At 72.8% G+C, this 22,589-nt stretch carries 24 protein-coding genes; 10 read left to right on the plus strand and 14 right to left on the minus strand.

Annotated elements, in window-relative coordinates:
* A partial coding sequence (locus EFL26_RS24035) for a hypothetical protein (protein WP_183408033.1) occupies positions 1-275 on the minus strand: 275 nt, incomplete at its 3' end.
* A gap of 237 nt (positions 276-512) precedes the next feature.
* Here EFL26_RS24035 and EFL26_RS04955 point away from each other — a divergent pair.
* Positions 513-1,133, plus strand: coding sequence for an HD domain-containing protein (locus tag EFL26_RS04955; protein WP_246000024.1), 621 nt, complete (start codon positions 513-515; stop codon positions 1,131-1,133).
* A gap of 21 nt (positions 1,134-1,154) precedes the next feature.
* Here EFL26_RS04955 and EFL26_RS04960 read toward each other — a convergent pair whose 3' ends face one another.
* Together EFL26_RS04960 and EFL26_RS24040 are read right to left on the minus strand one after the other, a co-directional pair.
* On the minus strand, positions 1,155-1,457 hold the full coding sequence (locus EFL26_RS04960) for a DUF4031 domain-containing protein (RefSeq protein WP_123221797.1): 303 nt from the start codon (positions 1,455-1,457) through the stop codon (positions 1,155-1,157).
* A gap of 19 nt (positions 1,458-1,476) precedes the next feature.
* Positions 1,477-1,647 carry a hypothetical protein gene (locus tag EFL26_RS24040; RefSeq protein WP_183408034.1) on the minus strand — a complete coding sequence of 57 codons (171 nt, stop codon included), beginning with the start codon at positions 1,645-1,647 and terminating at the stop codon, positions 1,477-1,479.
* A gap of 168 nt (positions 1,648-1,815) precedes the next feature.
* On the opposite strand from EFL26_RS24040, the gene EFL26_RS04965 reads away from it, so the two are divergent.
* From EFL26_RS04965 to EFL26_RS04975, 3 genes are all read left to right on the plus strand, one after another.
* On the plus strand, positions 1,816-2,580 hold the full coding sequence (locus EFL26_RS04965) for an enoyl-CoA hydratase-related protein (RefSeq protein WP_123221798.1): 765 nt from the start codon (positions 1,816-1,818) through the stop codon (positions 2,578-2,580).
* 65 nt (positions 2,581-2,645) lie between these two features.
* Positions 2,646-3,035 carry a DUF427 domain-containing protein gene (locus tag EFL26_RS04970; RefSeq protein WP_123221799.1) on the plus strand — a complete coding sequence of 130 codons (390 nt, stop codon included), beginning with the start codon at positions 2,646-2,648 and terminating at the stop codon, positions 3,033-3,035.
* Between the two features lie 80 nt (positions 3,036-3,115).
* The gene (locus EFL26_RS04975; protein ID WP_123221800.1) at positions 3,116-4,249 is read left to right on the plus strand and encodes a ScyD/ScyE family protein; all 1,134 of its coding nucleotides are present in this window, start codon (positions 3,116-3,118) and stop codon (positions 4,247-4,249) included.
* Positions 4,250-4,334: 85 nt separating this feature from the next.
* On the opposite strand, the gene EFL26_RS04980 is transcribed toward EFL26_RS04975, so the two are convergent.
* Positions 4,335-5,567: a hydroxymethylglutaryl-CoA reductase gene (locus EFL26_RS04980; protein WP_123221801.1), complete on the minus strand. Its 1,233-nt coding sequence runs from the start codon at positions 5,565-5,567 to the stop codon at positions 4,335-4,337.
* A gap of 98 nt (positions 5,568-5,665) precedes the next feature.
* On the opposite strand from EFL26_RS04980, the gene EFL26_RS04985 reads away from it, so the two are divergent.
* Entirely contained in the window at positions 5,666-5,866 is a 201-nt protein-coding gene (locus tag EFL26_RS04985; protein ID WP_123221802.1) for a sigma factor-like helix-turn-helix DNA-binding protein, read from the plus strand.
* A 213-nt stretch (positions 5,867-6,079) separates the two neighbouring features.
* Here the strand turns inward: EFL26_RS04985 and EFL26_RS04990 are convergent, their stop codons facing one another.
* The 4 genes from EFL26_RS04990 to EFL26_RS05005 all read right to left on the minus strand — a co-directional run bounded on the left by EFL26_RS04990 (position 6,080) and on the right by EFL26_RS05005 (position 10,273).
* Positions 6,080-6,994 carry an alpha/beta fold hydrolase gene (locus EFL26_RS04990; protein ID WP_123221803.1) on the minus strand — a complete coding sequence of 305 codons (915 nt, stop codon included), beginning with the start codon at positions 6,992-6,994 and terminating at the stop codon, positions 6,080-6,082.
* 43 nt (positions 6,995-7,037) lie between these two features.
* The gene (locus EFL26_RS04995) at positions 7,038-7,625 is read right to left on the minus strand and encodes a TetR/AcrR family transcriptional regulator (RefSeq protein ID WP_123221804.1); all 588 of its coding nucleotides are present in this window, start codon (positions 7,623-7,625) and stop codon (positions 7,038-7,040) included.
* A 70-nt stretch (positions 7,626-7,695) separates the two neighbouring features.
* Positions 7,696-8,670, minus strand: a complete 975-nt coding sequence (locus EFL26_RS05000; protein ID WP_123221805.1) for an aldo/keto reductase — start codon at positions 8,668-8,670, stop codon at positions 7,696-7,698.
* A 52-nt stretch (positions 8,671-8,722) separates the two neighbouring features.
* A complete protein-coding gene (locus EFL26_RS05005) occupies positions 8,723-10,273 on the minus strand; it encodes a hypothetical protein (RefSeq protein ID WP_123221806.1) in 1,551 nt (516 codons plus the stop codon).
* Between the two features lie 133 nt (positions 10,274-10,406).
* Between EFL26_RS05005 and EFL26_RS05010 the strand changes: the two genes are divergently transcribed.
* A complete protein-coding gene (locus tag EFL26_RS05010) occupies positions 10,407-10,895 on the plus strand; it encodes a hypothetical protein (RefSeq protein ID WP_123221807.1) in 489 nt (162 codons plus the stop codon).
* A gap of 24 nt (positions 10,896-10,919) precedes the next feature.
* Here the strand turns inward: EFL26_RS05010 and EFL26_RS05015 are convergent, their stop codons facing one another.
* The gene (locus tag EFL26_RS05015; RefSeq protein WP_123221808.1) at positions 10,920-11,588 is read right to left on the minus strand and encodes a lysophospholipid acyltransferase family protein; all 669 of its coding nucleotides are present in this window, start codon (positions 11,586-11,588) and stop codon (positions 10,920-10,922) included.
* 57 nt (positions 11,589-11,645) lie between these two features.
* Entirely contained in the window at positions 11,646-14,399 is a 2,754-nt protein-coding gene (locus EFL26_RS24625) for a DEAD/DEAH box helicase (protein WP_425464100.1), read from the minus strand.
* 172 nt (positions 14,400-14,571) lie between these two features.
* Between EFL26_RS24625 and EFL26_RS05025 the strand changes: the two genes are divergently transcribed.
* The 3 genes from EFL26_RS05025 (at position 14,572) to EFL26_RS05035 (ending at position 17,023) form a co-directional block, all read left to right on the plus strand.
* Complete coding sequence (locus EFL26_RS05025) at positions 14,572-14,883, plus strand: STAS domain-containing protein (protein ID WP_183408035.1); 312 nt, start codon at positions 14,572-14,574, stop codon at positions 14,881-14,883.
* 95 nt (positions 14,884-14,978) lie between these two features.
* Entirely contained in the window at positions 14,979-16,640 is a 1,662-nt protein-coding gene (locus EFL26_RS05030) for a PP2C family protein-serine/threonine phosphatase (protein WP_148046633.1), read from the plus strand.
* A complete protein-coding gene (locus tag EFL26_RS05035) occupies positions 16,637-17,023 on the plus strand; it encodes an ATP-binding protein (protein ID WP_123221811.1) in 387 nt (128 codons plus the stop codon). The genes EFL26_RS05030 and EFL26_RS05035 overlap by 4 nt, the downstream gene beginning before the upstream one ends.
* 69 nt (positions 17,024-17,092) lie before the next feature.
* Here EFL26_RS05035 and EFL26_RS05040 read toward each other — a convergent pair whose 3' ends face one another.
* On the minus strand, positions 17,093-17,974 hold the full coding sequence (locus tag EFL26_RS05040; RefSeq protein ID WP_246000027.1) for an alpha/beta fold hydrolase: 882 nt from the start codon (positions 17,972-17,974) through the stop codon (positions 17,093-17,095).
* Positions 17,975-18,081: 107 nt separating this feature from the next.
* Positions 18,082-19,257 (minus strand): carboxylate-amine ligase, encoded by a 1,176-nt coding sequence (locus tag EFL26_RS05045; protein ID WP_183408036.1) that lies wholly within the window; start codon positions 19,255-19,257, stop codon positions 18,082-18,084.
* Positions 19,258-19,540: 283 nt separating this feature from the next.
* Here EFL26_RS05045 and EFL26_RS05050 point away from each other — a divergent pair, with 283 nt between their 5' ends.
* On the plus strand, positions 19,541-20,647 hold the full coding sequence (locus EFL26_RS05050; RefSeq protein ID WP_123221813.1) for a phosphatase PAP2 family protein: 1,107 nt from the start codon (positions 19,541-19,543) through the stop codon (positions 20,645-20,647).
* 21 nt (positions 20,648-20,668) lie between these two features.
* Here EFL26_RS05050 and EFL26_RS05055 read toward each other — a convergent pair whose 3' ends face one another.
* Both EFL26_RS05055 and EFL26_RS05060 read right to left on the minus strand, forming a co-directional pair.
* A complete protein-coding gene (locus EFL26_RS05055) occupies positions 20,669-21,961 on the minus strand; it encodes an HNH endonuclease signature motif containing protein (protein ID WP_123221814.1) in 1,293 nt (430 codons plus the stop codon).
* 179 nt (positions 21,962-22,140) lie between these two features.
* Positions 22,141-22,569 carry a DUF6941 family protein gene (locus EFL26_RS05060; protein WP_123221815.1) on the minus strand — a complete coding sequence of 143 codons (429 nt, stop codon included), beginning with the start codon at positions 22,567-22,569 and terminating at the stop codon, positions 22,141-22,143.
* Positions 22,570-22,589 lie beyond the last annotated feature (20 nt).

The raw sequence follows: 22,589 nt of genomic DNA on the forward strand, positions 1-22,589 counted from the left end.
TGGTGCTTGAGGATCGCCTGGTGCTTGAGGATCGCCTGGTGCTTCAGGATCGCCGAGTGGTTCAGGATCGCCGAGTGGCTGCCGCCGTCGAGGATGGCGGCGTTGGCAGTCGAAGCAATGCCGGCCACGGGCACGGCGGCCATGACGGTCGAAGCTGCCAACAGGCCCAGCGTGCGGACGCTGCCCATCTTGCGGATACGGTCCATCTTGCGGATTCGGTCCATCTTGCGGATACGGTCCATCTTGCTGATTCGGTCCATCTTGCGGATGCGCATGGTGTTGTCCCTCCCTCTGCCTCGAGCCCCGATGACCCGAAGACGTGCTCACTATTGAGGGCAGTGGGACGGAGGGGGAACCGAATGGAACAAACCCTTCCGGCTTGACTAGACCGACCCCTTCGGCGGTTCCGATCCATACGTTACGAATGCCCGAAAATGTCCATGCCGTAAGGGCGTTTGTCCCCATAAATCGCGGTAAAAGGGCGTGTTCCTCTTGACGCCTAGACTCCGATCGTGGATGCCACGCACCCCCTCTCGGCGACGTCGCTGGCGTGGCCTCTGCCCGATCGGACCGACCTCCGCGACCAGCTGCTCGCGGCCTACGCGAACGGCCGCGGCTACCACGACACCCGGCACCTCGCCGAGGTGCTCGAGCGCCTCGACGAGCTGGGCGAGTCCGGCAACGCCGAGCTCGTGCTGGCGGCCTGGTACCACGATGCTGTCTACGACGGCCGACGCCACGCCGAGGAGCGCTCGGCCCGGCTCGCCGAGTCCGACCTGACCGGCGCCGACCTGCCCGGCACGGGCGTCGACGTCGCCGAGGTGGCCCGCCTGGTCCGGCTCACCGCGCACCACGACCCGGGGCCGGGCGACCACGCCGGCGAGGCGCTCTGCGACGCCGACCTGGCCATCCTCTCCGCCGGCCCGGAGCGCTACCGGGAGTACACCGCCGGCGTCCGCGACGAGTACGCCGCTCTCTCCGACGAGACCTTCCGGGCGGGCCGGCTCGCGGTGCTCGAGGAGCTCGCCGGCCGCGACCGGCTCTTCCGCACGGCGTACGCACGCGAACGGTGGGAGCCACGGGCCCGTGCCAACCTGCGCCGGGAGATCGAGGAGCTGCGCTCGGTCCGCTGACGCTCCGCCGGGGAGTGCCCCTCAGGGACGAGGCCCGACCGACTTCCGACCGGGCATCTTCCGACCGGGCATCTTCCGGCGGCGGAGCCCGGCCCGGACCAGCCGCTCGACGAGCTCGCGGCTGCGCACCGGCACGGCACCCGCGGCGACCAGGTCGTCGTAGGCCTCCGCCGGAACGTCGTAGTGGTCGCCGTCGAAGCCGCGCTCGGGCACGCCCAAGCGCGCCGCGAACTCGTGCAGCTCCTCGTAGGAGACGTCGGACGCGAGGTGGGACCACATCCGGCCGCGCCACGGCACCTGCGGCGGGTCGATGAGGATCGTCACCCCGTCAGGCTAGCTGCGGCTAGTGCGGCAACCCGTCGCGGTGGCGGCGCACGTGGAAGTGGACGACTCCACGACCGCGGTCGTAGCTGTGCACCGCGAGGAAGGTGCCGAAGATCAGCATCGCGAAGAACGTCAGCGTCATCGCGATGAACCAGATGAATGCGTCACTGCCTGCCATGTTGCCTGCCATGGTCGACCTCCTGCCGATCGCCCGGGACACACACGTTCTGCTCCGACGGTAGGCCGGTTCGACCCGGATCGGAAGGCCCGACCGGGAGGCCCGCGACCGGCGCTCGCCGACGTCCACCGCAGACCCGGGGCGCGGTCACCCACCGCGTGCGCACCTACCCTCTCCCTCGTGACCACCGATGAGCTGCAGATCCACCGCCGCGACGGCGTCGTCGAGGTCGTCTTCGACCGGCCGGAGCGCCGCAACGCCTTCACCGCGGCCATGTACGCCGGCATGCGCGCCCTGGTCGACGAGCTGGGCACCGACCCGAGCACCCGGGTTCTGGTGCTCCGCTGCGCCGGCGGCAAGGCGTTCGCCGCGGGCAACGAGATCTCCGACTTCCTCGACCGCGACGCGGTCGCCTACGAGGAGAGCATCCGCGAGCTGCTCGTCGCGCTCTTCGAGCTGCCGCAGGTCACGATCGCCGCGGTCGACGGCGCCTGCGTCGGCGGAGGTCTCGCCGTGGCGACCCACTGCGACCTGCGGATCTGCACCCCGCACTCCCGGTTCGGCTACCCGATCGCCCGTACGCTCGGCAACGCCCTGTCCGCCTCGATCGTGTACCGCTGCGCCAGCGTCTTCGGCGAGTCGCTCACCCGCGAGATGCTGCTGACCTCGCGGCTCACCAGCGCCGACCGCGCGTACGCCGCGGGCGCGGTGATGTCGGTCGTCGAGGACCTCGACGCCGAGGTCGGCCACGTCGTCCACGGCCTGCTCGAGGCCTCGGCCGTGACCCTGCGCGCGACGAAGGGGCAGCTCACCCACCGGGCGCGCCTGCTGGAGGCCGAGCCCGACACCGACGCGGCACTGCTGGCCGAGGTCTACCAGGGCCCGGACTTCGCCGAGGGCGTGCGCGCGTTCCTCGCCAAGGAGAAGCCGGCCTTCCGGCGCTGAACCCGGCGGACGCGCTGACGAGCGAGCCCTCGGAACAAGCCCGCGGTCACTCCGGTTCCACCGACATGCGGAGCAAGCCCGTCCTCACGCCCGGCCCGCGGCACCCGATCACGATCGAGCCGGCCGCGGGACGCGTGCGCGTGACCTTCGCCGACCGCGTGATCGCCGACACCGACCGCGCCCTGGTGCTGCGGGAGGCCGGCTACCCGCCCGTCCACTACCTGCCGCTCGCCGACGTGGACACCGCGGTGCTCGAGCCCTCGACCCTCCGAACGTACTGCCCGTACAAGGGCGACGCGACCTACTTCACCCTCCGCGCGGGCGACCGGATCGCCGACGACGCGGTCTGGCGCTACGAGTCGCCGTACGACGCGGTCGCCGCCATCGCCGGCCATGTCGCCTTCTACCCGCAGCACGTCACCATCGAGCAGGTCGACGAGCACGAGCCGGCCTGAGCCCGGGCGCCGGGTATTGCGTGAGCCGTCGAGGCGTGGGTAAGTGGGACAGGTCACATTCGCTCGTCCCGAGGAGTGTCATGTCGTCCAGCAGAACCAAAGCCCTCGTTGCACTCGGAGGAGCTTTCGCCCTCGTCGCCGCCGCACTCATGCCGGCGCAGGCGGGAACCGCGGTCCGGCAGAGCGCCGACCGAAGCGGCCAGTCCAGTCGGCTGGTCACCGTCACCAGCGACCTCACCGGGCCTCGCGGGCTCGCGGTGATCTCCAAGAGGAAGGCCGTCGTCGGTCAGGCGGACGGCACCATCAGCCGCGTCGTCAAGCACCCCGGCATGCCGGCCACGGTCACCACCCTGACCCACGTGCCCGCCACCTTCATCGCCCCGGCCGTCGCGCGCGGTCGGCACCACCTGATCTGGATCCTCACCGCCGGCGGCGACCCCGGCACCGGCGCCGCCACGCTGTACAAGTGGAAGCCCGGCTTCACCGCTCCCAAGGTGGTCGCGGACATCGGCGCGTTCCAGCAGACCGACCATGACCCGTTCAACCTCGCGGACGACCCAGGCGAGAGCGACCCGTACGGCGTCGTCGCCCTCGGGCGGGGAGCGCTCGTCGCCGACGCCGCCGGCAACGACCTGCTGAAGGTCAACCGCCACGGCCGGGTCCAGCGCGTGGCGGCACTCAAGCCGCGTACCGTCGCCGTCCCGCCCGGTCTGCCGGCCACGGATCCCGAGTCCGGTCAGCCGATCCCGCCGGCCGGCACGATGATCCCGTCCGAAGCGGTCGCCACGTCGGTGACCGTCGGCAGCGACGGCTTCTGGTACGTCGGCGAGCTCCGCGGCTTCCCGGCCACCCCGGGCACCTCGGAGGTCTGGCGGATCAAGCCGGGCACCAGGAACGCCGTCTGCGACCCGGTGCACCCGAACCGTGGCCCGTGCAAGCGGTACCTCGACGGGATGACCTCGATCGAGGACCTCGCCCCCGCCCCGCACGGTCGGCTCTACATCCTCGAGCTGTCCAAGATGAGCTGGCTGAAGATGGAGCTCGGCATCGCCGGCTCCGACGTCGGCGGGCTGTTCAAGGTGCGTCGTCACCACGTCATCCGGGAGATGGCGAAGAACAAGCTGACCCAGCCCGGTGGCGTCGACCGCCGGATGGACGCGCTGTTCGTCACCGGCCCGGTGTTCGGACCCGGCAAGCTGTTCCAGTTCCGCTGACGCCGGTCCGGCGCAGCTGACGATCGGCCGGCCCGGCTCCCCCACAGGGAGCCGGGCCGGATCGTTCGCGTCAGGGCCGTTTGGGTCAGGGCCGGTTGCGGCCCAGCTCGTCGTGGGCCTGGACCCACTCCTCGACGACCACCGCCGACCCCAGCGACAGCTCGCCCGCGAGCACGGTGGCGGCCACGATCTCGGCGAGCTTCAGCACCTTGCCGGCGCCGTAGCAGCCGAGCAGCTCCAGGCACTCCCGCTGCGTGGCCAGGCCGGTGCCCCCGCCGTACGTCGCCACGATCAGCGCCGGGATCGTGACGGCTGCGTAGTAGTCGCCGTTCGGCAGCAGCTCGGAGAACCCGTAGGCCGCCGAGCTCTCCGCGACGTTGGCGACGTCCTGCCCGGTGGCGATGAACAGGGCGGTGATCCCGTTCGCCGAGTGCAGCCCGTTGTTGTTCACCCCGGCCATGAAGCCGCCGAGGTTGCCGACCAGGCGGGCCTTCCAGAGCTTGTCGGTGCTCACGCCCATGTGCTCCTCGACGAGCGCCGCCGGCAGCGTGATCTCCGCGACCACGCGCTTGCCCCGGGTGTGCAGCATGTTGACCGTCGAGCTCTTCTTGTCCGTGGCGAACTGCCCCTCGAGGTAGAAGTGCAGCTCGCCCGGGTAGTTCTGCTTGATCCACGCGCACGCGGCGAAGGTCGCCTTGCCGGTCATGTTCTGCCCCGCGGCGTCGCCGGTCGTGTAGTTGAACCGGGTGTAGAGCATCCGTGCGGCCGAGAACTTCTGGATCTCGATCAGCCGGCCCGAGCGCGTCGTCGCCTCGGCCGCCGCGGCGATCTCGTCGAGGTGGGCGTCCAGCCAGCCGCTGAACTCCTTGACCCCGCGCGCGCTCTCGAAGAGGAAGACCGGCGCCCGCTGCATCCGGTCGTCCAGCACGGTCGTGGTGATCCCGCCCGCCTCGCGCATCAGCTTCATGCCGCGGTTGTAGGAGGCGACCAGGGTGCCCTCCGTCGTCGCCAGCGGCACGTAGAAGTCCCCCTGCGCGTGCTCGCCGTTGACCAGCAGCGGGCCGGCCAGCCCGATCGGCACCTGCGCGACGCCGAAGAAGTTCTCGACGTTGCCCGGCAGCGTGGCCGGGTCCAGGGAGTACGACGCGACGTGCTCGAGCGTGCTCCCGGTCCGCTCGCGCACGAACCGCTGCCGGGCGGCGACGGCCTCGGCGCCGTAGTCGTCGTCGCGGTCGCGCGGGATCCGGTCGTCCGCGGTCTGGCCGGTCGGGGGCTGGCCGGTCGGGGGCTGGCCGTTCGAATCCTGGGGAGCGCTCATGCGCAGGAGGATGCCACGACCCCGTGCGCCGACCTCTTCCCGGAACCAGGGTTCGGATCAGGCGTGTCAGCATATGCTGACAGCATGAGGACACGACCATGAAGACGTCCGTGGGCACCGGCGACCACGACCCGATCGGCGAGCTCGCCGCGGTGCGCGAGGCCAAGCGCGAGCTGAGCCGCCGCGAGGAGGTCGCCGTCCGCCGGGCCCGCCACCACGGCCTGAGCTGGGCGGAGATCGGCACGCTCCTGGGCGTCACCCGGCAGACCATCCACCGCAAGTACCGCAAGGTCGGCTGAGGCCGGAAACCCGGGCGCCGACCGCTCCACACCGTCGACGCCCGGGGCGGCCCACCAGAGGGGGGCACTCCACACGCCCGGGCTGCGCGCCGCGAGGCCCGCAACCCGGTTCCCCCGCCACTCTCCCGCACGGGAGTAGCGCGTCGCGTCGAAGTCCGGCAGATCCACCCGAACGGCGGCCGACCAGGACCCAAGGTCCCGGCCGGCGGCGCCTCACGCGGTCGCGTCGAGCACCTGCTCCTCCCGGACGAAGTCGACCACGGCCTTCACGACCGCCGCGTCGCGCAGGATCTTGCGGTGGCCCAGACCGTCGGTGGTGAGCAGCGGCGCCCGGATCGACCGGGCGAAGTCCTCCACGTCGGCGTACGGCGTCTGCCGGTCGTCGCGGTCGGCGATCACCAGGGTCGGCACCGGCCCGGCGTACTCCGCCTGCACGCGTGCGTCGAACTCGCTGACCGCGATGCCCACGAAGTCGTCGACGGCACGGTCGAAGGCCCGCCGCGTGCGCGGCCCGAAGCCGAGCGAGGCCTGGAAGGCGTCGAACAGCGACTGCGACTCCACCATCGGCGCCACGAGCACGAGCCGGTCGGTGCCGAGCCAGCCGAAGCGAAGCGCCAGGTACGTCGCGATCGTCCCCAGCGAGTGCGCGACGACGGCCTCGGCCGGCCCGAACCGGCAGAACACCGCGTCGAGGGCGTGCGCGAACTCCAACCCGCTGGTCCGGCGCCGGCCGGCCACGCCGTGCTCGGAGTCGCCGTGCGACGGAGCGTCGAACAGGACGACCCGGAACCCCGCGGCGAGCAACGGCTCGACCATCGCGCCGAACTGCGCGCCGCGGCCGCCCCACCCGTGCACCAGGTAGACGGTCCCCGGCGATCCCTCCTCCGGTGCGCCGGTGACGGCCGGCTCCCACACCGCACCGCGGACGACGTGCCCCTGCGCGTCCACCTCGAACGGCGCGCCGCCGTCCGGGACGGGCAGTGCCGGCATCCGCGGCGGCGCGGTGAACCACAGGTCGCGGGCGAGCCGGCCGGTGCGGCCCGGAGCGACGTGCTCGCCGTACCGGAAGACCGCGCGCGTGGCCGCGTTCCTGAGACGAACGATCGTGCTTTTTTGAGCCCAGTCCATGGTTGCTGTCCTCCTGCGGGTGGTGGTGGCGGTCGGGTCCGGGCTACGCCGCGCTGGCGGCGATCAGCTGGTCGAACGCGACCCGGGTGCGCTCGAGCGCCTTGGGGTCGTGCATGAGCCGGGAGGCGTGGTGGAAGCCGTACATCAGCGCCTGCACCTGGAACGCGAACTGCTCGGTGTCGAGGTCGGCGCGGAAGTCGCCCTCGCTGACCGCGGTGCCGGCGACGGTCACGATCAGCTCGGTCCAGTCACGCTCGCCCTGCACGAGGGCGTCACGCACCGGGCCGGGGCGGTCGTCGTACTCGATCGCACCGGTCACGAAGATGCATCCGCCCTCGAGGACCTCGGTCGCCCAGTACAGCCACAGGTCGAAGAGCGCCCGGACGCGCTTCACCCCCCGAGGGGTGGCCAGGGTGGGCCGGACGACGACGTCGGTGAGCCGCTCGCGGGCGCGAGCGAGGGTCTCGAGCTGGAGCGCCTCCTTGGACCGGAAGTGCGCGAACAGCCCGCTCTTGCTCATCCCGGTGCGCTCGGCGAGCTGCCCGATGGTGAGCCCGGTGAAGCCGACCTCGGACGCGATCCCGACGGCGTCGTCGAGGATCGCCGCCTTGGTGTCCTGGCCCTTGCTCATGCGGCCAAGAATCGCACGGTCGTGCTTTTCAGGTCAACGGTTTTCCGCGGGCCTCCTCCGGCCGCTGCGCTCACTCGTAGCCGCTGGGCAGCCGCGGCGTGTACGGCGCCTCGAGCGCCGCGATCTCCTCGTCGGTCAGGTGCACGTCGAGTGCGGCCACCGCGTCGGCGAGGTGGTGGTCCCGGGTGGGGCCGACGATGGGTGCCACGACCGACGGGTTCTTCAGCACCCACGCGAGCGCGACCTGAGCCATCGCGAGGCCGCGTGACTCGGCGACCTTCTGCACGGCGTCGACGACCGGCTGGTTCTCCTCGCCGACGTACCGCCGGCCCATGGCGTCGGTCTCGGTGCGTTTCGTCTCGGTGCCCCAGGGACGTGCGAGCCGCCCCTTCGCGAGCGGGCTCCACGGGATGCTGCCCACGCCCTGGTCGGCGAGCAGGCCGAACATCTCGCGCTCCTCCTCACGCTGGAGCAGGCTGTACTGGTTCTGCATCGAGACGAACCGGGTCCAGCCGTGCACGTCCGCCGCGTGCTGCATCTTCGCGAGCTGCCAGGCCCACATCGAGGAGGCGCCGAGGTAGCGGACCTTGCCCGCCTTGACCACGTCGTGCAGCGCCTCCATGGTCTCCTCGACCGGGGTCTCCGGGTCGAAGCGGTGGATCTGGTACAGGTCGACGTAGTCGGTGCCCAGGCGCGTGAGCGAGGCGTCGATCTGCTCCATGATCGCCTTGCGCGACAGACCGGAACCACCGGGCCCGTCGTGCATCGGGAAGAACACCTTGGTCGCGAGGACCACGTCCTCGCGCCGGGTGTACGTGCGGAGCGCGCGCCCGACGATCTCCTCCGAGGTGCCGCTGGAGTACACGTTCGCGGTGTCCCAGAAGGTGATCCCGAGCTCCACCGCCTGCCGGAAGATCGGCGCCGCGGCGTCGTCGTCGAGGACCCACTCCGGCGCGCGGCCGCGCGACGCGTCACCGAAGCTCATGCACCCCAGCGCGATCCGACTGACCTTCAGGCCCGAGCTTCCCAGTCGTGTGTAGTCCATGGTTTCGAACCTACCCACCGGCGCCACGGCATTTCCCGGTCGCGAGCGGCCCTCACCAGCGCGCCAGCCGGACGTCGCACGGCTCCGCCGGTGGGGCCCCGCGCGTGACCCCGTCGCGCAGCAGCAGGGGGTGTCCGCAGACCGCGCCGACCGCGCGGTAGTGCGCGGCGACCACGGCGGCGAGGCGCTCGCGTGTCGGCGGGGGGAAGGAGGGACGGTTCCAGGGCACCAGCCACGTCGGCGCGCCGGGGCCGTTCAGCAGCGCGATCAGCCGGGTGAGGTGCGGGTCGTCGACCTGGGCGGGAAGCGTCCACAGGTAGGGGTACGGCGACATCAGCCCGGACGCCTCCACCGTCTCGGCGTCCCCGACCAGGCTGACCACGGTGTCCCCGGGTGCGGCCACGGCCGCGATCGCCGTACCGGCTCCGACGCCGCGGTCGGACGCCTTCGTGCCCCAGGCCAGGGCCCAGTGGGTCAGTGCGACCAGGACCACGGCAGCGGCGGCGAGCGCGGGGACGAGCCGGCCGAGCTCCCGGCGGCGGAAGGACCCCGTCCCGCCCAGCGCGAGACCGCCGGCCACCGACACCGGCACGACCAGCTGGACCAGGTAGTGGTCCCAGAAGCCTCCGCTGAGCAGCACCGAGGCGGCCGCCCAGACCAGCAGCGCGCAGAGCCCCCAGGCCACGGGCTCCGGCACGCGCCGGCGGACCGTCGCCCACACGAACGCGCCGACCACGAGCAGCACCCCGCTGGAGAGCCACGCGTCCATGAACACCCCGAAGCGCTGCGCCTGACCCTGGTCGGGGAGGGTCGCCAGGACGACCGCGGCCCGGACGCGGAAGGGGTACATCGCACCGAAGACGCTCGTCAGTGAGGCGCCGCGGATCATCGTCCAGGTGCCGACCAGGACCAGTCCGGTCACCAGCCCGCCCGCCGCGCCGACCGCGGCACGGCGTACGACGCTGCGGTGCACGGCTCCCGTGCCCCAGGCCGCCGCCAACGCGCTGGCCGTGCCGAAGACGATCGGGTCGGCCATGTTCTGCTTGACCAGCACGGCGCAGGCCGCGAGCACACCGGCGCCGAACGCGGCCGGGGCGGCCCCGGGGCGCTTCGCGGGCAGTTCGCCTGGAGGCTGGCTGTCGAGGGGCTGGGGCAGCGCACGCAGCCAGCACGCCACCGACCACGCCACGAACGGCGCCGCGAGCAGCTCGCCGTTGACCTGGACGGTCCCGAGCTGGGGTGAGGCGAGCAGCGCTGCCGCCAGCGCCGCACCCCAGACCGCGGCGCGGTGACCCGCGACCCGGCGGGCGGCGTCGGCGACACCGAGCACCGCGACGCCCGCGGCCAGTGCTCCGAGCACGCGCACCGCCGGCATCCCGCCGAACGCGGAGGCGACCTGGAACAGCGCGATCAGCAGGGGCGGCCGGTCCACCCAGTAGTGGCCGTAGAGCGACGGACCGGCACCGTGCCACTGCCGGGCGACGGCGAGGTAGCCGCCCTCGTCGGCACCTTCGGGAGCCCCGAGGAACGGCAGTCGCAACGCGACGGCGGCAGCGGCGAGCGCCAGCACCGTCCCGTGCCGGCCGACCACGCCCGCTCGCACGTCGCCTCCTTCGCCCCTCGCGGGGGCTTTCTCCCGCAGAGGCACCATCCTCGGCCTCGCCGCCTGACCGCCGGCTGACCGGCGGGGCGGGCAGCGGGGCGGGCAGCGGTACCGTCGGAGGCGGAGACCCACCATGCCGCCACCCGAGCGCTTCACCGACCAGCACCGCGAGAAGTTCTTCGCCTACCTCGACCGCCTGCCCGCGAAGGATCGGCCGGTCTACGGCTTCTCCGGGCAGCGCCCGTCGCTGTGGGAGCGCCTGGGAGGCGGTACGACGTACGTGCTGGTGCTCTTCTTCCCCGACCACGTCGTGTTCTCGACGCGCCGGATGAGCAGCCACCGGGAGGCGGGACGGACCACGCGCCTCCTCGCCGAGATCGCGTCGATCGAGGTCAGCCCGGGCCCGCTCCGGTCGAGCGCGCTGATCCACTTCGTCGACGACAGGCCGATCCGGCTGTCGAGCATCACGCCGGCGGCAGCAGAGCCGCTGAGGAGGTTCGCCGACGTGGGCCTCACCGCATTCGCGCGATCCGACCTCGAGCGCGACGCCGTGCGGGCGTTCTTCGTCGCCTGCAGCCGGGCGCTGCCGTTGCCCGACGGGCTGTTCGACGAGGGAGACTGACCAGCGCGCACGCCCGGCGCAGCCTCAGGCGTCGGCCGGCCGCTCGTTGTACGCCGCGACGCGCTCCTGCCCGGTGAGGGCATGGATCGCGTCCATGATCTCGTCCGTCGCCTCGCGCCGCGCGCGCCCGGGAGGCACGCCGTCGAAGCGGCCGGTGAAGTCGATCGGCTCGCCGAACCGCACGGTCACCTTCGCCAGCCGGGGCCAGCTCGCGTCGACCGGCTGCAGGTCCTCGGTGCCGATCAGGCCGACCGGCACCACGGGCGCGCCGGCGGTGAGCGCGAGCTGGGCGACACCGGTGCGCCCGCGGTAGAGCCGGCCGTCGCGTGAACGCGTGCCCTCCGGGTAGATCCCGAACGCATCCCCGCGCCGGAGCACGTCCAGCGCGATGTCGAGGGAGTCGATCGCCGAGCGGGCGTCGCCACGGTCGACCGGCACCATGCCCAGGCCCTCGAACCACGTCTTCGTCAGCCAGCCCTTCACGCCGCTTCCGGTGAAGTAGTCCTCCTTGGCGAGGAACACGACCTTGCGCGGCGCCACGACCGGGATCACCACGCTGTCGGCGAAGCTGAGGTGGTTGCTGGCGATCAGCACCGGCCCCGACATCGGCACGTGCTCGACACCCTCGACGGTCGGCCGCCACACAACGCGGGCCACCGGAGGGACCACGGTGTGGAGAACCTGGTAGAGCACCCACCCAGCGTAGGAGTTCGGAGGGTCCCCGCCCGACCGGGCCCCCGGGCGCGGACGCTACAGCCGCCGCATCGCCGTCGTGGTCAGCACCAGCTCGCCGAGGTCGTCGGACGCGTGCACGTCCACCTCGGCCTCGATCACCCAGTCGTGGTGGCCGGCCGGGTCGGCGAGCGTCTGCCGGACGGGCCAGCGCGCGCCCGTCCGCTCCACGACGAACAGGTCCGGTCCGCGTGCGTCGCCCGACGTGCCCACGGTGTCGTGCTCGGCGTAGTACTCCTCGATCGCGGCGTCCCACGCGTCCCGGGTCATCAGCACCTCGCGCGGCGGGTCGAAGTGCGCAGCCGCGCGCTCCTCCAGGGCAGCGAGGCCGTCGAGGTCGTCGCGCGCCACCAGCTCCACGCGGCGCCACAGCGCGTTGCGGATCATCACCCGGAACGCCCGCTCCTGCTGCGACAGCGGCCTCGGCGGCGGAGGTGCGGCCGCGTCGAGGGTGTGCGGCAGGTGCTCGGGGTCGCTCAGCGCCTCCCACTCGTCGAGCAGCGAGGAGTCGGTCTGCCGCACCGTCTCCCCCAGCCACTCGACCAGCTCCTCGAGCTCAGGGGGCCGGTGCGCGTCGGGCACGGTCTGGCGCAGCGTGCGGTACGCGTCGGAGAGGTAGCGGAGCAGCAGCCCCTCGGACCGGGCGATCTGGTAGCGACCGACGAAGTCGGTGAACCCCATCCCCTGCTCGTACATGTCGCGCACGACCGACTTCGGGTCGAGCGCGTCGATCGGCAGCCACGGGTGCGTCTGCCGGTAGGTCTCGAACACCGGCTCGAGCAGGTCGGCCAGCGGCTGCGGCCAGGTGACGTCCTCGAGCAGGGCCATCCGCTCCTCGTAGTCCAGCCCGTCGGCCTTCATCTCCGCGACCGCCTCACCGCGCGCCGCCTGCCGCTGCGCCATCAGGATCTGCCGCGGCGGGTCGAGCACCGCCTCGATCACCGACACGATGTCGAGCGCGTACGTCGGGGCCTCGACGTCGAGCAGGTCCAGCGCCGCGATCGCGAACAGCGCGAGCGGCTGGTTCAGCGCGAAGTCCGGCGGCAGCTCGACGGTGAGCACGTAGCGGCGGCCGTGCTCGTCGGGCTCGTCGAGCCGCTTGAGCACGCCGTTGTGCACCAGGCTGCGGGCCAGCCGCAGGGCGCGGCGGGCCAGCCGCAGCTGGGTGCGCCGGTCCTCGTGGTTGTCCATGAGCAGGCGCCGCAGCACCGGGAACGCGTCCTCCTCGCGCGCCACGACGTTGACCAGCATCGCGTTGTCGACCTTCATCCGGGACCGCATCGGCTCGGGCTCGCCGGCGACCAGCTTGTCGAAGGTCTTCTGCGTCCAGACCACCGTGCCCTCGGGCGGCTTCCTCAGCTGCGCCTTGGACTTCCGCTTGGCCAGCTTGGCCTCGCTCATCGCCGCGTTCTTCGCGGCCGCCTTGGCCTTGGCCTTCTCGTTCTCGATGACGTGCTCGGGCGCCTGGACGACGACGTACCCGTTCGTGTCGAAGCCCGGCCGGCCCGCGCGCCCGGCGATCTGCAGGAACTCCCGCGTCCGGAGCACCCGCTGCTTCTGGCCGTCGTACTTCGCCAGTCCGGTGAACAGGACCGTCCGGATCGGCACGTTGATCCCGACGCCGAGCGTGTCGGTGCCGCAGATGACGGTCAGGAGGCCCTCCTGCGCCAGCTGCTCCACCAGCCGCCGGTAGCGCGGCAGCATCCCCGCGTGGTGCACCCCGATCCCCCGGCGCAGCAGCTGCGAGAGCGTCCGGCCGAACCCGGCGCCGAACCGTACGCCGGCCAGCCGCTCCTTGAGAGTCTCGGTCGTCGAGCCACCCCCGGTGGTTGACCCGCCCCCGGTGGTCGAGCCGCCCCCGGTGGTCGAGCCTGCCGCGGTGGTTGAGCCTGCCGAAACCCCGCCTGCCGGTGGTTGAGGTGCGAGCTTGCGAGCCTCGAAACCCCCGGCACCCTTCAGCAACGACCCGGCGTGCTCCACCGCCCCCGCCTGGGTGAAGTGCACGACGTACACCGGGGCCTGCCCCGTCTCGACCAGCTCCTGCAGGGTCTCGTCGAGCGGCTCGAGCGACCAGCTGAAGTGCAGCGGCACCGGCCGCTCCGCCTTGTCCACCACCGCGGTCTCGCGGCCGTTGCGACGGGTCAGGTCGTCGGCCAGCTCCCGGACGTCGCCGAGCGTCGCGGACATCAGCACGAACTGCGCGTCGGTGAGCTCCAGCAACGGCACCTGCCACGCCCAGCCCCGCTGCGGGTCGGCGTAGTAGTGGAACTCGTCCATGATCACGAGCCCGGCATCAGCCGCCCGCCCCTCGCGCAACGCGATGTTCGCGAGCACCTCCGCGGTGCAGCAGACGATCGGCGCCTCGGGGTTGACCGAGGCGTCGCCGGTGAGCAGACCGACGTCTTCGGCGCCGAACACCTCGCACAGCGCGAAGAACTTCTCGCTGACCAGCGCCTTGATCGGCGCGGTGTAGAACGACCGACGGCCCTCCGCCATCGCGGCCATGTGTGCCGCGGTCGCCACCAGCGACTTGCCGGACCCGGTCGGCGTGGCGAGCACGACGTTGTTGCCCGACAGCAGCTCGAGGATCGCCTCCTCCTGGTGCGGGTAGAGCTCCAGCCCTTGCTCCCCCGCCCAGCCCAGCACCCGCTCGTACGCCGCGTCGCTCACCGGGCGGCCACCTCGCCCGACCGGCGCCCTGCGGTACCGATCGGGCGGTGCCGCGCTGTGCCGATCGCGGTGGGGTCCATGCCGAGACCGTACCCATGCCACCCGATTCCCCGGCCGATCCCGGCCCGGCCCCGCCGCCTGAAGCAGCCCGACACGGCCGTACCGCCGCCCCGTTCCGCTCGTTGGACGCGACATGACTTCTGCCGACCCCATGTCTCCGGACGCCTCCACGAGATACGTTGCCCGCGAGGGCGATGCGAAGGCAGGAGGGGGCATGGACGACTTCGTCGTCGAGACCCGCGCGGACGGCGTCATCGTCGTGTCCGGTGAGCTCGACATCGCGACCGTGGACGAGCTCAGCGCGGCTGCCCGCGCGGCGCTCGAGACCACCGCCTCGACGCTGGTGCTTGACTTCGGCGGAGTGACGTTCGTCGACTCCACCGGCCTGGGCGCGCTGGTGCGCCTGCGCAAGGAGGCCGAGCACCGCGGTCTGGGGCTGCGCCTGGACGGAGTCCGTCCCGAGGTGCGCCGTGTCCTGGACCTCACCGGGCTGTCGGAGATCTTCCCCGACCAGGCGGAGCTCTGAGCCGGTTGGCCGGCACCCAGACCACGTCACCGGCCGGACGTTCGTCCGACGAGGCCCCGCCGAGCGCGCCGCGGCCGGGCCCCGCTGGCGGCACCGTGGGTGCGGAGGCCGAGCCGCCGGGACCCTCGCAGCCCGCGGCTCGCCCGGCTGGGCCGCGGCGCCATCCCGGGCGCGTCGCCGCAGCCATCACCCTGGTCGGCCTCGTGCTCACCGCCGGCTCCACGCTGGCGACGGCCAGGATCGACCGCACCACCGAGCAGCGCCTGCTCGACGGCCAGACCCGGCAGGCCGCCACGGTCCTGTCGACGGCGATCATGGTCATCGAGCTGCCGCTCCAGTCGACCCTGGCCGCCCAGCGTGCCAGCGCGCCCGCCGGCTCCACGGCGCCGTTCGAGCAGGTGATGGGTGCGCAGGTCGGCGCCGGCAAGATGTTCCAGACCGCCTCGCTGTGGCGGCGTCAGGGCGCAGACCTGCGCCTCGTCGCGACGCTCGGCGACCCACCGGCGCTGAGCCCCAAGGCGGCCTCGACCCTCACCTACCTGCGTCACGCGTTCGACACGAAGACGACCACCGTCCGCCTGGTCACCGTCGGCAGTCGCTCGGAGGTCGCCTACGCCCACGCCGATCCGACCAGCGGCTGGCTCGTGTACGCCGAGCGGGAGATCCCGGCGAACCGGCGCGCACCCGTCGACCGTGACTCGGCGTTCAGCCAGATCCACTACGCGATCTACCTCGGCCGGCACACCACCGCCGACACGCTCTCCACCACCGACGTGGACCCGCGCACGCTGCCGTTCCACGGTGTCCGGTCGAGCCAGACGGTGCCGTTCGGCGACACCAGCCTGACCCTGACCACCACTCCCCGGTCCCGGCTGGGGTCCGACCTGAGCGGCGCGCTGCCCTGGCTCCTGCTGGGCGGTGGCCTGCTGCTCACGCTGGCCGCCGCGCGGGTCGGGCAGCGGCTGACCCGCGACCGCGAGTCGGCCGAGCACGACGCAGCGACGATCACGACCCTCTACCAGCAGACCGAGACGCTCTACGACCAGCAGCGGGAGCTCTTCGTGAGGCTGCAGCGGGCGCTGCTGCCCAGCGCCAACCCGGAGCTGCCCCACCTCGAGGTCGCGGCCGAGTACGCCGCCGGCGCCCGCGGGCTGGACATCGGGGGCGACTGGTTCAGCGTCATCGAGCTCGACGGGGAGCGCTTCGGCTTCGTGGTGGGCGACGTCTCCGGCCGCGGCGTCGACGCGGTGGCGGTGATGGCGCGCGCCAGGTTCACGATCCGCGCGTACCTGACCGACGGCGACGACCCGGTGACCGTCCTCGAGAAGTGCTCCCAGCAGTTCGACATCCTGACCGACGGCCACATGACCACGGCGCTGGTCGGCGTCGGCAGCTGGCGGACCGGCGAGGTCACGCTCGCGAGCGCCGGTCACCCGCCGCCCGTGCTGCTCGGCGACGGGCCCCCGCATTTCGTGGAGGTGACCCCGGGCCGCCCCCTCGGAGCCGGCGTCGCGCCGTACCCGGTCTCGACCTTCACGATGCCGGCGGGCGCCACGTTGTTCTGCTTCACCGACGGCCTGGTCGAGCGGCGCGGCGAGGACATCGACACCGGGCTCACTCGGCTCGCCGACGTGCTGGCACGCGCCGCGGAGCGACCGGTCGGAGACCTGGTCGCCCACGTCCTCGCGACGTTGCGCCACGAGGACGCCCCCGACGACATCGCCACGCTGGCGATCCGCTGGACCGGGGAGTCATGAAGACCGACCTCCGCGCCGACCACCGTGCGCCGGCCGCCGCGCGGCGGTTCATCGCCGCGGCGCTCGCTGCCCTGCCGCGCGCCGAGGGACCCCGCGGCGAGGACGTGATGCTCGTGGTGAGCGAGCTGGTCACCAACGCGGTGCGAGCCGGGGCCACTGCGGTCGGCGTCGAGCTCCGGGCCACCGCCCACCACGTCGTGCTCGACGTCAGCGACGACGCCGAAGGCTGGCCCGCGACGCGACACCCGGCGTGGGACGACCCCGGCGGGCGTGGCCTCGCCATCGTCGAGGACGTCGCCGACGAGTGGCACACGACCACGCTCATCTCGGGGAAGCGGGTCAGCGCCAGCTGGCTCCTGACGCCGGCCGCGACCGTCGACTGAGCCTCGTCGTCGGGCGGGCCCGACGGGTCAGCCCTCGTCGGGCACCCTTCAATTCTCGTCGAGCACGCTTCAGTCCCCGTCGAAGACGCTGCGCAGGGTCGCGCCGAACTCCACCGGCTTCCCGGCGTACGGGTTCTCCGGGCCACCGCCGATGAAACCGCCGTGATGGCTCGGGAACAGCACGGCCTCCTCACCCAGCCGCTCGGCGAGGGCTCGCGCCGTGCGCGCGGTGATCGTGTCGCCGGTCTCCTCACCGACGCCGGCGACGACGCGGGTCGGGGCGGCTGCGATCGCGTCGAGGTCGTAGCGGTACGTCGTGACGGTGGCCGAGCGCTCCGAGAGCAGCGGGTCGTCGCGGCTGCCGTCGTCGTCGTTCGGCATGCCGAACATCGCCGGATCGGCCGGAGGCTGGGCGAAGTAGGCGTCGGTGAGCTCGCCCGGCCACATCGTCAGGGCGATGAACTGCGCCATGCCTCGCCCCTGCCCCCCGGCCTGATAAGCCTCCCGGACCGCACCGAACGCCCGATCCACCTCCGCGGCGTCGGGCAGCAGCCAGGTCGAGGGCGGCTCGTGCGCGACCAGCGTGGCGACGTCGTCGGGGAAGAGCGCGACCCAGGCCAGCCCGGCGACCGCGCCGCCGCTGCTGCCGAACACCTCGACCCGCCCACCGGGAGCGAGGTGCTCCTTGAGCGCGTGCAGGTCGGCCGCCTGGTCCTCCGGGCGCTGGTCGGTGCGTCCGTCCCGGCGCACCGTGCTGCGGCCGAGCCCCCGCGGGTCGTAGGTCACGACCGTGCGGTCGGGGAACTGCGCGGCCAGGTCGGCGAACCCGTCGGCGCACATCGGCTGCCCGATCATGAAGAGCAGCGGCCGCCCGTCCGCGGGCGGAACCGGCCCGTGCAGGTCGTGCACGAGGTCGACGTCGGGCAGGTGGAGGGTGCGGGTCTCGCTCACGGATCGCTCCTTGCGTCGGTGGGTCCTTGTCTACCCGTCGTACGACGCCCGCGGTCCTCGACACGGGGCTGGAAGTTCAGCTCTTCGGGCCGCCGCGGACCCGCGCGTCACCAGCCCCGCGTCGTCCGCTCGACCAGGTCGGCCAGCAAGCCGGGCATCCCGCCGGTCGCGTGCACCCGCCGCTGCCGGTCGGGCTCCGGCTCGTTCGCCAGGATCCGCTCGACCTCGGCGAGCGGAGCGTCGGCCCCGAGCGGGCGCAGCGCCGTCCGGGCCTGGTCGACCAGCTCGGCCGCGATCTCCCGGACCGGCCGCATCGAGCCGGTCGGGTCGGCCATGGTCGTCTCCAGGCCGTGGCGCATCGCGCGGAAGTCGTTCTCGGCCAGCACCTCGCCGGGCACGTCGATGACGACCGGGTGCTCCAGCGCGTGCGCCGCGATCCCCTGCACCAGCGCGGCCAGCCCGGCGGTGGTCGCCAGCGACGGCTGCGGATCCATCACCCGGATCTCGACGGTGCCGAGCCGCGCCTGGATCCGCGCTCCCCACCAGACGAACGAGGGGTCCGGTGCCTCCGCGGCGGCGAGCACGGCCGCGGTGAGGGCGAGGTACTCGTCCCAGGAACGCACGACCGGCGGCAGGCTGCTGCGCGGGTAGGACGCGATCACCGCGGCCCGCGCGGAGGCCAGCCCGGAGTCGCGTCCGTGCCAGTACGGCGACCCGGCCGCCAGCGCGCGGAGCACCGGCAGCTGCTGCCGCAGCGCCCGGTACGCCGTGACGGCCGCCGCCGCGTCGGGCAGACCGACGTGCACCTGCAGCGCCGCCGTCGGGGTGCGCAGCACGCCCGCGAGGCTGTCGCCGATGTACTGGTAGCGCGGGGCGTGCGTGACCCGTGGCTCCCCGAACGGGGCCGCCGGGTGCAGCCCGACCGCCATCGCCCGCGCCCCCGCGCTCACCAGCGCCGCGCGCAGGTCGGCGAGGTGCTGCGCCGCCGACGCCGCGTCCGGGCACACGACCGTCGCGAACTCGATCTCGCTGCCGAAGAGCTCCCCCGACACCACCCCCGAGCCCGGCCCGCCGAGCTCCTGCACCCGGGCGATCCAGCCCTGGGAGCGGCGCTCCTCGACCAGCTGGTCGGCCTCGTCGACCAGGAGCAGCTCCTCCTCGACCCCGAGCGTGAGCTCCCCTCCGGGGCCGAACGTGTCCGTCCCAGCGTCGGGCCCAGCGTCGGGCCCACCGCCGGGCACCGGGTCCGGCCCGGGTCCGTTCCTGAGCAGCGAGAGGACCATGAGCGCGCCCTTTCCGTCCCCGCGGGGCCAGCCCTCTGAACCCGGTCCGTCTCGAGGTACCCACTTCGCGCCCCGGCGAACCGGTGGAGGGCCACTTCTGCGAAGGAACGGTGACAGCGACCCTCGGAGCGGCATCCACGGTCGCGTCGCGCGTGACGGTGGTGCCCGCCACCGTCATGACGGATGATCGGACTCGCGTGCGGGGCAGGACCTCGGCACGCCGCGGCGTGCTCACCGGGCTGGTGGCCGCGGTCACGGGCAGTGTCGAGGAGGAGCACGCGGCTTGAGCGAGACCGAGACCGAACCCCGGACGGAGGCGGCGCCCCCGACCACGGGAGTCGGCCGGCTGCGCGTCGTACGCCGGCTCGCCTTCGTCGCCTACCTCGGCGCCCTCGCCTTCACCTTCGGCACCCAGGGCGCGCCGCTCGACCGTGAAGGCGTGGTGCTCTGGGTCGTCCTCGGACTTGCCGTGGCCTCCATCGGCCGGCGACCGATCCGGATCCTGTGGCTGGTCCTCGACTTCCTGCCGTTCGTGCTGGTGCTGGTGTTCTACGACTACCTGCGCGGCCTGGCCGACACCGTCGGGATGCCGACCTGGTGGCGTCCGCAGATCGAGGTCGACCGGTTCCTCTTCTTCGGGCACGTGCCGACCGTGTGGTTGCAGGAGCACCTCAAGCACCAGCGGTACTCCGGGGTGCGCTGGTACGACCTGATCGCCTGCCTCAGCTACTACTCGTTCTTCTTCCTGCCCTACCTGACCGCCGGAGTGATGTGGCTGCGCAGTCGCGCCGACTTCTACCGCTGGGCCGTGCGCTTCGTCGCCCTGAGCTTCTCCTGCTTCCTGCTGTTCATGCTGATCCCGACGGCGCCACCGTGGGCCGCCGGCCACTGCACGGCCGCCGACGTGGCCGATCACCCGAGCTCCGCACCCTGCATGTACGCCATCGGCGTGCCCCCGGCCGACGGACTTCTCGGCCGCTTCACCACCGTGCAGGCGGGCGCCAACCCGTGGGTCGAGCGGATCGCCGGCGACGGCCTGCAGCAGCTCCACCTCGGCGTGGCCCACGAGCTGTGGACGAAGGGCTTCTCCACCGCCGACCCGGTCGCCGCCGTACCCTCGTTGCACCTCGGCGGCACCGTGCTGTTCTGCCTGTTCCTCTGGCGCCGCACCAGCACCACCTGGCGACCGCTGCTCGTGCTGTATCCGCTGGTGATGATGTTCAGCCTCGCCTACACCGGCGAGCACTACGTCGCCGACGGCATCGCCGGCGCACTGGCCGCCTGGCTGGTGCACACGGCGGCGAACCGGCTCGAACGTTGGCGCGAGCGTCGCCGGGTGCGGACCGACCCCGCCGCGACTCCCGCCGAGAGCGCGTCCGTCTCGATCTGAGCAGCACACGCGACGGGGGGGTCATGCCGCCCCACCTTGCCCGCCCCTGACCACGGAGCCGCGGTCCGTCGGCCGGGCTCGCCGCAGCTCGAGCTCGCCGTCCGGACATCGTCGGACGTCGACGGCCGGGTCGTGGGCACGATGGTGGTGGAAGGAGCACAGCAGGACCCCGTCCGCCAGATCGGTCGCGCCACCGCGCGCCCACGGTTTCAGGTGGTGGGCCTCGCACCACGTCGCCGGGATGCTGCAGCCCCGGGCCCGGCATCGTCGATCGCGCACGCGCAGGGCCTTGCGCTGCGCCCGGCTGAACAGGCGGCTGGTGCGGCCGAGGTCGAGGACCTCCGACGCACCGCCGAGCACGACCGGGACGATGCCTGCCGTGCAGGCCAGCCGTCGCGCCTCCGCGGCCGTGATCCGGTGGTCGTCGCCGCTGATCAGGCCGGCGGTGGCGAGATCGCTGCGCAGCTGGTCGAGGGTCATCGTCACCATGACCGTCGTGGCGTCACCGCCGTGCACGGGGAGCTGGTCGGGGTCGAGGTGCTCGAGCAGGGCGCAGAAGGCCCGACCCCGGCGACGCTCGATCGGGCCCGGAACGACGGCGCGGTCCTCGGAGCGGCGCGGCGACGTGAACGCGTCCAGGTAGGTGGCCAGTCGATGTGCCGTCGCGTCGGGCAGCTGACCGCGGACGCGGGTGGTGCCGTCGCCGTACGGGGTCAGGGAGAGGGTCGTGCTCTCGGCCGCGCGCCGTTCCTCGGCCTCGAGCGCCCGCGCCTCCGCGGCCTCGGCGACCTCGGGCGCAACGACGTCCAGGATGCGACGGCCCAGGATCCGCAGGTCGCGCGGACCGAACTCCGCGGCGTACGCGACGAGCTGGGCCTGGGCTCCCGACACCACGTCTGCCGGTACGTCGCCCGGCAGCTCGTCCAGGGCGTGCGCGATCACGCGCGCCTGTGCGAGGTTGACCGTGCCGGCGGCGAGCGCCGTCGCGACAGCCTGCCAGCGCTCGGCCAGGGCCACCCCGAGCCGGAGGGCGCGTTGCTGCTCGCTCCGGTCGGCCCGCACTTCATGAGCCAGCCAGGCTCCGGCGTCCCGGGCGCCGCACTCGGCGGCGACGTCGTCGGCCGAGGCCAGGAGGCGCAGCCGCAGCGCCTCGAGCCGGTCGGCGGTCGCGCTGATCGCGACCAGCGCCGCGGCCTTGTCGTCCGCGCCCATCAGCTCGACCGGCACGTCGGCGATCGCACCGACCTCGTCGGAGACGTGCCTGGCGCAGGCGAGCACGGGGTGGACGCCGTACGCGTCGCGGGCCACCGCCATCGCACACCTCCCAGCACGCAGGATCGAGGGACACTCGTCCTCACGCGTGATGGGCAGCAGGCCCGTGAGAGGCCGACCCGACGCTCGGGCCAAGGTCCGGGGCCTCAGCCATCGCGTATCACCACCGTACCTAGGCTTATCGTACACCCATTCGATTGTGATGGCCAACGGCAAAAGCGCTAGGGCCGCACCAGGAACGTGGCGAGCCAGCTGTCCATGTCCTCGCCGTCGATGGTCAGGTGGAACTCGTACTTCTCGCCCGCCGCGAGCGGAACGCCGCCGGCGAGTGCGATCGCGAGCTGGTGCCGCATGGGCGTCCCGGCGGGCACGCCGGGAGGTCGACCGACCTCGAACTCGGCCTCGACGTGGAGGGCGGGCAGCGGCTGGCCCTCGGGACCGCGCTGGAACGAGACGGCCCGGCCGTCGGCGTCACGCAGCTCGATGACGAGCTGGTGCTTCTGGTTCGTCTGGTCCCACGGGACGTCGATGACGGCCACGAGCGCCATCGGGGGCGTCGGGGTGGCGGTGACGCTCCACCCGGCCCCGAGCGACGAGACCTTGCCGTTCGTCACCTCGGCGGCGTCCGCGAGGAGGAGGACCGCCTTCACGAGCTGAGCACGCGAGCGTC

This window comes from Nocardioides pocheonensis (genome assembly GCF_003725535.1).
In the GTDB taxonomy this organism is placed as follows: Bacteria; Actinomycetota; Actinomycetes; order Propionibacteriales; family Nocardioidaceae; genus Marmoricola; species Marmoricola pocheonensis.